Here is a 10790-nt window from a genome sequence, read left to right on the forward strand (position 1 = left end):
CGCTGCCCGCTTCAATGTCCGGCTCAGGCAAGGCTTTTTTGTCAATCTTGCCGTTTGCGGTGACCGGAAGCTCGTCCATCGCCACCCAGAAAGCCGGCACCATGTAGTCAGGAAGCGTTTCTTTTAAGGCGGATTTGAGCGCTTCGATATCGGCTTGGGCAGGTGTGATATAGGCACAAAGCGCGGTATTGCCCGCTTTGTCTTTGACCGCCGTAACGGCTGCGTCATGAATGTCCGCAAGCTGCGCGAGACGGACTTCAATTTCTGACAGCTCGATCCGGTAGCCGCGCACCTTGACCTGCTGGTCGATGCGTCCGATGTATTCGATGCCGTGGCGAGCGTTCCATTTCACGAGATCACCGGTCCGGTACATGCGCTCGCCCGGCACGAACGGATCAGCGGTAAACCGCTTCGCCGTTTCTTCTTCCCGGTTCAGATAGCCGCGCGCAAGCCCGCGGCCTGCCACGCACAGTTCCCCGGCAATGCCTTCCGGCTGCACCTGATCACCGTCTCCGAGAATATAGGCTCTCGTATTGGCAATCGCCCGTCCGATGGAAAGAGAGCCTTCCTCCGGATTGATGACGCCGCTCGTCGCAACCACGGTGTTTTCCGTCGGGCCGTAGTTGTTCACGATCGTATACGGCTTCTTCACCGCCCGCTTCAGCTTGTCGCCGCCGACGAGAAGCATACGGAGTGATGTGTTCTCAAGCTCCATAAACTGTTCGGCCAGCTGTGTCGGCAGGAAGGTGATCGTCACGCCGTGCTCTTCGAAATACTCGTTTAAGCGGATGATATCAAGCCGGATCGCTTCGTCTATGACGTGAAGCCCGGCGCCGATGGTCCATGTCGGGAACATCTCCCAAATGGAAGCGTCAAAGCCGAAGCCTGCGTACTTCGCACTCTTGTCTTCTGCCGTCATGCCGAATGCGTCGTGATGCCAGAAGCACAGGTTCACAAGCGCATGGTGCTCGACCATGACACCCTTCGGCTGTCCGGTCGTTCCTGACGTATAAATCATATAAGCGAGATGATCCGCTGTTGTTTCCGTCTGCGGGTTCGCTTCATCATTTTCATCAAGCGGCAGGCTTAAAATGGAACGGACACCGTCAAGAAGGATCGTGTCTCCCGTATAGCTGTCCGGTACGCTCAACGCCTCCTGCGTAAGCAGAAGCTTCGCGCCGCTGTCTTGAAGGATGTACTCAATCCGCTGATCAGGATAGTCCGGATCAATCGGCACAAATGCCGCTCCCGCTTTCAAAATGCCCAGCACGCCGGCCGCCATTTCCAGCGACGGCTTCGTCAGAATGCCGACGCGATCGTCAGCTGAGACACCGCAGTCGATGAGAATACGCGCAAGGCGGTTGGCCTTCGCATTCAGCTCCCCGTACGTCCATGTCGCGCCGTTATACGTCACGGCAGGGCGGGCTGTATGGCGGGCCGCCGTTTCTTCAAAGAGGCGGTGAACCGTTTTGTCCCTCGGCACGGGAAGGGATTTGCCTTTCCAAACGTCGAGGAGGGTTTGTTTTTCTGTATCGCTGATCAATGAGATCGCCGACAGCTTTCTGTCAGGGCTGCTTGCGGCTGTCTCCAAAATCCGCAGGAATCCGGCGCTCCACTTTTCAATCGTTTCTTTTTTAAATAAGTCTGTCGCATACTCAAGCTGAAGGCCGAGGCCCTCTTCATCTGTAAAGCCGCCGAGCGTCAGATCGAATTTTGCCGTGCCTTGGTTTGACTGATACGGCGTGATGTGCAGGTTCTCCAGTTCAAGTGTTTCTTTATCCGGATCTTCTGTCGTCACCATGACTTGGAACAATGGATTGCGGCTCATATCTCTCGGAAGGTCGAGCTGTCCGATCAAATCCTCAAATGGGTACTCCTGATGCTCTAAGGCGTCTAAATTGGTTTGCTTCACTTGTTCGAGCAGCTCGGCGAAGGTCTGCTCTTTGCGTGCTTCATTGCGCAGCGCAAGCGTATTGACGAACATCCCCGGCATATCCTGAACATCAGCGCTCGTTCTTCCGGCCGTAACCGAACCGATGATGATATCACGCTGTCCCGTGATTTTGCTCAGAAAGACATGGAACGCCGCGTGCAGCACCATATGCAGGGTGGCTCCCGATTTTTCCATTACTTCTTGTATAGCCTTTTCCGTTTCACGTCCCGCTCTGAAGCGGACCGATTGCCCTTCGAAGCTCTGAACCGGAGGACGCGGGAAATCTATCGGCAAATTCAGTTCAGGGAGCTCGCCCGCAAAAGTTGAAAGCCAATAACGCTCATGCTCCTTCATCCGCTCCGATTGCTTAGGTTCATTCTGCCAGACAGCGAAGTCTTTATAATGCAGCTTCGGCTCCGGAAGACTGCCGCCTCTGTAGAGCTGAGCCAGTTCTTTTACCATAATGCTTCTGGACACGCCGTCAGCGATAATGTGGTGCATATCTAACAGCAAAAGGTGCTTCTTTTCATTTATTCTGATCAAGGCCGCGCGAATGAGCGGAGCTGCACTTAGATCAAACGGCTTGATGAAGGCTTTGATTTGCTGGTGCGCATCTTCTTCGGCTGCTGCTTCTAGCATGTGAAGCTCAATTTCCGCCTGATCCGCTATCCGCTGCATCGGCTGGCCCGCCTGATCCGTAAATGACGTCCGCAATGATTCATGGCGATTCATAAGCTGATTGAGCGCTTCCTGCAGCCGCGCAATATTGATGTCCCCTTCCATCAAAAGCACAGACGGCATATTATAGCTGATCGTGTGCCGATCAAGCTGGTTCAGGACATACATCCGTTTTTGTGCGGAAGATAAAGGATACGCATCAGCAGCCGCGGCTGGCTGAATCATCCGATAACCGTCTGATACCGCCGATGACTCTATATAAGCGGCAAGCTGGCGAACGGTCGGCTGTTCAAAAAGCGCTTTTAACGGAACGGTTTTGTCCAGCTCCGCTTGAATATTGGCGATGAGCATCATGCCTTTTAAGGAATGTCCGCCGAAATCGAAGAAATTGTCGTCGATGCCTACTGCGTCAATGCCGAGCGTATTCTTCCAAATACAGCAAAGCTTCTCTTCAAGTTCGGTTTCCGGCAAGGCGGTTGTGCGATCCCCCGTTTGAGCGGCGCCCGGTTTCGGCAAAGCGTTTTTATCTGTTTTTCCGTTGGCTGTCAGCGGAATCTCGTCAACCCGCACAAAATAAGCCGGAAGCATGTGGGACGGGAGCGTTTGAGCAAGCAGCTTGCGAAGCTCAGGCCCTTTCAGATGTTCGGCGGTTTTATAATACGCGCAAAGTTCCGGCAGCCCGCCTTCGCTGACCGCGAGAACAACCGCCTCCTGAATTCCCTTCATGCTTAACAGCACGGTTTCAATCTCTTTTAATTCAATCCGGTAGCCGCGGATTTTCACCTGATCATCTGCCCGGCCGATGAATTCAATCGTACCGTCAGAAAGCCTGCGGACAACATCACCTGTTTTGTACATCAAGCTGTCCGGCGAGTACGGATTAGCCAGAAATTTCTCCGCCGTCAGCTGCGGACGATTGAGATATCCTCTGGCAATACCGCTACCCGTAATATACAGCTCGCCGCTTGCTCCAGGAGGAACAAGCCGCATCGAGCTGTCTAAAACAAGCGCCCCGGTATTGGCGATAGGCCGGCCGATGACCGGGCGTTTTTCATACTGATCAAGCCGATCCATATCTATCCGCCCGGCAATGGTGCCGATGGTCGTTTCCGTCGGCCCGTAATGATTGATGAAATCGGTATGTTCATACACCTCATGGAACTTGCGGACATCAGACGTGATGATTTTTTCGCCGCCGAGAACCGCTAAACGAAGCGGGCTGAAATGCCGTTCTTTCGTAAAACGGGATGTATTGACGATCATATGGAACAGCGACGGCGTCAGCTTGATATACGTAATGCCGTTTTGCTGTATATACTCACCAAGCTGATCAGGCGCGGTGTACGTCTCTTTTGGCACAATGTGCAGCTCGCCGCCCGCTTGCAGGATGGGAAACAGACTTGTATATCCCAGATCAAACGCATAAGAGGACAGCAGCACAGCTTTATCTTTTTCCGTCAGAACGGCTTCGCGGCTGAACCATGTGACATAGTTTATAAGATTGCGATGCTCCAGCTGGACGCCTTTCGGTTTTCCTGTCGTCCCTGACGTATAAATGATATAAGCGAGATGATCGGGGCGCGCCTCGGTGTCAAGTCGCTCTGCGCTTTCTTTCCGCCAATCTCCCCCTTCCATGGTCACCGTTTTTCCTTTATAAACGGCGGCCGCGGTCATATTTCTCTCATTGACGACGAGAAGCTTGGCCCCGCTGTCTTCCAAAGAGTAACGGATTCTCTCTTCCGGGGTCTCCGGATCTATCGGCAGAAACGCGGCTCCGGCTTTCATGACACCGAGAATGGCGGTGACCAATTCGGCCGAACGGTCCATCATAATCGCAACGATGTCTTCATGCCCCGCTCCGTTTGCGCGGAGGTGGCGGGCAAAACGGTTTGCCTGTTCATCAAGCTCACGGTATGTCATGCTTCCTCCGCCGACAACCGCTGTAAGGTCCGGTGTTTTTTGCGCTTGTTTTTCAAACAGTGAGACATACGTGCCGCCTTCAGGCACAGCCGCTTCCGTACGTTTTTCGTCTTCCAGAAGCTCTTCCTGCTCGGCAGAAGACAGCAGATTTGCATCGGCTAAGCGCACATCGGGATTGCCGGCGCAGTCCTTAATCAAATTGACAAAATGAGTGCTCCAGCGGCGGATCGTTTCGTCCGTAAACAAGGCACTGGCGTAATCAAAGCTCAGCCCGATTTCTTCCCCTCGCTCTGCCGCCTCTAAGGAAAGATCAAATTTGGCGACATGATGATGCATGGAATAAGAAGAAATCTGCAAATCTCCCAATCGCAATGACGGGATCTCCATGTTCTGCATGTTAAATAACACGCTGAACAGCGGGCTTCTGCTCGTGTCCCTCGTTAATGGCAGCTTTTCAATCAATTCTTCAAGCGGATAACTCTGATGCTCGAAAGCTCGAAGACTGGCCGTTTTTACCTCATCCAAAAATTGCTTGAACGTTTTTTTGCCTAAAGGATGTGACCGCAGCGCAACCGTGTTGACAAACATGCCTGGCACATCTTGAAGATCGGGATGTGTTCTTCCGGCAGTCGGGGAACCGACGATGATATCCTCCTGCCCCGAATATTTAGAAAGCAGCACTTGGAAAGCGGCTAATAAAAACATGTACATCGTCGTATCCGTATCAGCCAGCAATTTCTTAATTTGCGCCGTCACCTGCCGATCAAGTCCGAAGATGACCCGTTCTCCTTCAAAACTCCGCTCGGCCGGACGCGGAAAATCAAGCGGCAGATCAAGCACCGGCAGATCGCCTTTAAATGTATCGAGCCAGTATGCTTCATGCTTATCCTGATCGGCTTTCTCACGCTGCCAAACGGAGAAATCCTTATAATGAAGCTTCGGAAGCTCTAACTCTGCGCCTTGATAAAGCTTTGCCAGATCGCCGATGAAAATGCCAGTCGAGCTGCCGTCAGTAATAATATGGTGCATGTCAATCAGCAGCAAATGCCGATCTTCCGCAAGCCGGACCAGCTTCGAACGGACGAGCGGCGCACGGTTAAGCTCGAACGGACGGATAAAGGCTTTTATCAGTTCTTCCGCGTCTTCTTCCCGGCCCTTGGCAGCCTCCAGCTGAAATGACACATTTTTATGAATGATTTGCACGACTTCTCCATCCGCCATGTCAAACGACGTGCGCAATGTCTCGTGGCGGTTGATTAATCCCTGCATAGCTTGTTCAAGACGGTCTTTGTCTACTTTTCCTTCCAGCAAAAGTACAGCAGGGACGTTGTAGCTCGTGCTGGCCTGCCCGAGCTGGTTGAGAATATACATCCTGCGCTGTGCTGAGGAAACAGGATAATGTTTCTGATAAGGCGCTTGTCGGATCGGTTCAAACTGCTGCTCCTCCTCGCTCTCATGCTGCAAATATTGCGCAAGTTCCTGAATTGTCGGCTTTTCAAACAGAACTTTAATCGGCACTTCTTTTTGAAATTGTTCTTGAATTTTAGCGGTCATCATCATGGCCTTTAAAGAATGGCCGCCAATGGTAAAGAAATTGTCAGCCACACCGGCTTTTACACCGAGGATGCCTTCCCAAATATCCGCAAGTTTCTGCTCCGCTTCTGTTGTCGGCGCTTCATATTCTTGTTGCGCCGCTTCAGCCTGCGGCTCAGGAAGCGCCTTTTTATCAATTTTCCCGTTCGCTGTCAGCGGAAATTGTTCCATTTTTATCAAATGCGCGGGAATCATGTATTCAGGCAGTGATTCTGAAAGTGATTTGCGCAGGCTTTCCGGGGAAAGATCGCGATCTGCGGTAAAGTAGGCGCAAATTTCATTTTCATCCGCTTTGTTTTTTCTAATCATCGCGGCCGCTTCCGTGACACCCTCTGCCTGGCTGATCTTCGTCTCGATTTCTCCAAGCTCGATTCTGAAGCCGCGCACTTTCACTTGATTGTCAATTCGGCCCAGAAACTCAATCGTGCCGTCCGGACGCCATTTCGCCAAGTCTCCCGTCCGGTACATCATGTCTTCAGGCTTGAACGGGTCTTTGACAAACTGTTTCTCCGTTAATTCAGGCAGATTCACATAACCTCTTGCAACCCCGCTTCCGCCGACACACAGCTCGCCCGGCGCCCCGATCGGCTGAAGATTTTTGCTCTCGTCCATAATGTACGCAGTGGAATTGCCGATCGGCCTCCCAATCGGAATGGAACCATCATAATCCTGATCAATGAGAAAACTGGTCGAGAACGTTGTATTTTCCGTCGGGCCGTAGCCGTTCCAAAGCGACAGCTCGCCAGAAGCCTTTCTGACTTTGTTTACGATATGCGGGACAAGCGCGTCTCCGCCGATGATTAAATGCCGAAGCGTTTTAAACATGCCTGCATCCTTTTGGGCAAGCTGGTTGAACAGCGGAGAAGTCAGCCACATCGTCGTAATCCGCTGTTCTTTGAGAAACGCAGCAAAGAGGGAAGCATCAAGCAGCGTCTCTTTTTTGACCGGATACAGCGCAGCTCCGTTTAACAAAGCGCCGAAGACTTCAAAGGTTCCGGCATCAAAGCTGACAGCCCCCGTTTGCGCCATGCGGTCTTCTTCGTGCACCGGAACGTAATTTGAATGCTTGACGAGCCGGATGATATTTCTGTGCTCGATCATGACGCCTTTCGGTTTGCCCGTTGAACCGGAGGTATACATGATATACGCCAGATCGTTCGCACCCGCAGCCAGGTTCAGATCTGTGCCGTTCAGCGTTTCATCTGAACCGGCGTCAAGCATGATGACCGGAACTTGTAATGCGCCCGCTTGTCCTTTATACGCTTGAACCGTCAGCACGAGCCGAATGGAGCTGTCTTCCGCCATGAAGCGGAGACGGTCCTCCGGAAAAGCCGGATCTATCGGCACATATGCGCCGCCTGTTTTTAAGACGGCGAGCATTCCGATGACGGTATCCACAGAGCGCTCGTTCATGATGGCGGCTGTCTGTCCTTTTTTCAGCCCGTTCTTAATGAGCATTCTTGCCAGACGGTTGGCGGCCTCATTCAATTCACGGTATGTCAGCTCACGGCCCTCTTCTTTTGCTGCGATGCTGGCAGGCGTTCGTTTTGCCTGCGCTTCGAATAAGCGATGAACGGCCGTTTCTTCCGGCAGTGCTGTTTTCGTATCATTGAATACCTCAACAATCTGCCGTTCTTCTTCCCCTGAAACCAGTCCGTAATCCCGCACGTATGCGTCAGGCTTCCGGACCGCCGCTTTCATCATGCGGGTCAGATGATTTGCGGTTCTTTCGATAGCTTCAGCATCGAATGCCGCCCCGTTGTATTTGATTTTGATGGTCCATGTTTTACCCGGATAAACGATTAAATTGAAATCAAAGCTTGTTTGTTCAAAGGCATGTTCGACCTTAATGGAAAAGCCGAGACGATCCTCCATGCTTCCGTTTTCAAGCTCTTTATCAAGCGGATAATTTTCAAACGCAACCAGATGATTCAAAAGGCTGCCGTCCAGGGCGGAACGCTTCTGAATATCGTAGAGCGGCACGTAGTCGTAACGCTCAGCTTCAACGGCGTTTTTTTGGACGGCTGACATCACATCAGAAAAAGTCGCTTCTGAGTCAACCTTGATCCTGACTGGTATTGTGTTAATGAACAGCCCCGCCATTGTTTCGATGCCGTTGATTTCTGAAGGGCGGCCTGATACTACGGTGCCGAAGACCACGTCGTCCGTATAGTTGTATTTGCTGAGCACGGCGCCCCATACCGCCTGAAAAAGATTAGGCCCCGTCACTTGATGCTGGTTTGCGGTTTGCTGAATGTGCGCGACCAGCTCTTCATCCCACACGAATGAGTATTCTTTATTTTGATAGTCTTTCTTTTCCGAAGTCAGGCGGCCCGGGAGCAGGCTCGGCTGTTCGAAATCCGCCAGGCGGCTGCTCCAATATTGTTCGGCCTCTTCATTGTCCCGGCTGCCGAGCCATTTAATATAGTCAGAGTAAGGCTTACCCTGACTGGCCGCTGCAGGGCGTCCGGCCCGCAGCGCTTCATAGTTTTGAAACAGGCTTTTCATCAACACGCCCATACTCCAGCCGTCCATGACGATATGATGATTGCTCCAAACAAGATACAGCTTCTCCTGACTCAATCTGAAAACTGCCGCTTTAAACAAAATGTCTTTTGCGAGATTAAAGCCCTGCTGCTGCACTTCACGTTTATAGCGTTCAATATATTCAGTTTGGCGCGTTTCATCTAATTGGCTGATATCTTCATAGTGTACGCTCGTTTTACGCTCGGCTAATACGACTTGGCGCGGTTTTTGCAGCTGCTGGTGCACAAATACCGTACGCAGGATGTCATAAGTCCGGATCAGCTCATTTACGCTTTTTTCAAAGAGTTCAAGATGAAAAATCCCATGAATCCTAAGCTCTAATTGTGTGAAGTAAGAGGAAGAATGCGGATCAAGCATTGCATGATACAGCATTCCCTCCTGCATCGGTGTGAGTGCATACACCTTTTGAATCGATTTTTTGCTCATACGTCACCTCTACCTTTTTCTACTAGAGAATCTCCATTAATTTATCAAGTTCATCAAGCGTCAGATCGTCATCTCCAAGATCACTAGGCGTAAGCTCCGGCCCGTCTTGGGCTAAGCAATGATCTGTAATCTTAAGCAGATGCGCTTTAAAGCTGTCACTGAACGATTGAATGGTTTTTTCATGAAATTCGAGAGAATGATAGGCGAATGTCATGGTCAGCTGCCCATTTTCTATAAATCCGACAATATCAAGCGCATTCGGCTTTTCCGTATCCGGGCTCAGCGATTGTCCCGACGGCATATTCGATCTTGTAAATAAACCGGAGTCAGACATTTCATTAAACTGGCCTAAGTAGTTAAAGCTGATGTCCGGTTCAATTGAAAATGAAAGATCCTCTTTATGTTCAGGCGCCGTTACATAGCGCAGAATGCCGTAGCCGACTCCTTTATTCGGTATATGCCTGATATTCTCTTTCATTTGTTTCAGCTGATACGCGAGATCGTCGGCGTGTTTCATTTCAAGCACCATCGGATACATACTCGTAAACCAGCCGACCGTCCGGGTCATGTTCAGTCCGTCAAGTATGTCTTCACGTCCGTGGCCTTCTAAATGAACGCCGATTGTATCCCGGCCCGTCCATTCCTTCAGCGCCAATCCGAGTGCTGTCAGCAGAATGTCGTTCATTTCTGTGTGATAGGCTTCATGTACTTTTGTTGTCAGCAGTTCGGTTTGTTCGGCTGTCAGCGAGAAGCCGATCGTTTTTGTATATTTCATGCGCTGATCGCTTGACTGTCGGTCTTTCGGAAGCTGAGTGCATACCTCTTTCTCCTCAAGCTGTTTCCAATAATCAACTTCCTTCAAAAACACCTTTGTGTCTGCGTATTCTTTTAATCTCTCAGCAAACTCGGCGACTGAATGTGTTTTTGGCGGAAGCATCGGCTCCTTTCCTTGCTTCAGCTGGGTGTAAACGGCGGTGAAGTCTTCCAGTAAAATCCGCCATGATACGCCGTCTACGACTAAGTGATGAATGGCCAGAAGCAAATGATCGCCGTCTTCCGCTTGGAAAAGCCCTGCCTTCAGCAAATTGCCTGCCTCCAGCGTAATACTGCTTTGGAGACGATCCGCTTCCCGTTCAATTCGGTCTTCATGATCTTCAGCAGGGCCGTTCAGCTTCATGACTTCCAAATCAACAGACACATCCTCCAGCCCTCTGTAATAAGGCTTTTGCTCACGATAAACCATTCGGAGCGCATCGTGATGCTCAGTTAATACTTGTAAGGTCTTTTCAACCAAAGCAGGATCAAAGCCGTCTGCCGCATGAAGCATGACCGACTGGTTCCAGTGGTGCTTGTTTGTAAAGTCTTTCTCAAAGAACCAGCGCTGGATCGGCGTTAATTCCGCCTCGCCTTCGACAGGCCCCTGATCAGCCTGCTCGCCTTCCGTCCGTTCCACGTAGGAGACCAGCTCTTCGATCGTCGGGTGCTGGAAGAGGTCTTTCATTTCCAGCTTGAAGCCGTGCTGATTCAGACGGCTCGCCATTTGAATGCCTTTGATGGAGTCGCCTCCGAGCGTGAAGAAATTATCGCTCACGCCGATCTGCGGCAGGCCGAGCACGTCCTGCCAAATGTCAGAAAGCAGGGTCTCCATCTCCGTTTCCGGCTCTTTGTATACCGCGCTGCCCGCTTCAATGTC

General features: G+C 51.2%; 2 protein-coding genes. Both read right to left on the reverse strand.

Annotated elements, in window-relative coordinates; all coding sequences use genetic code 11:
• The coding region (srfAB, locus tag AXI59_RS20925; RefSeq protein WP_061528633.1) for a surfactin non-ribosomal peptide synthetase SrfAB at positions 1-9097 on the reverse strand (9097 nt) is incomplete at its 3' end.
• Positions 9098-9119: 22 nt separating this feature from the next.
• A partial coding sequence (locus tag AXI59_RS15125; protein ID WP_082791796.1) for a condensation domain-containing protein occupies positions 9120-10790 on the reverse strand: 1671 nt, incomplete at its 5' end.

The sequence above is a fragment of the Bacillus nakamurai genome (genome assembly GCF_001584325.1).
GTDB classification, from domain to species: domain Bacteria; phylum Bacillota; class Bacilli; order Bacillales; family Bacillaceae; genus Bacillus; species Bacillus nakamurai.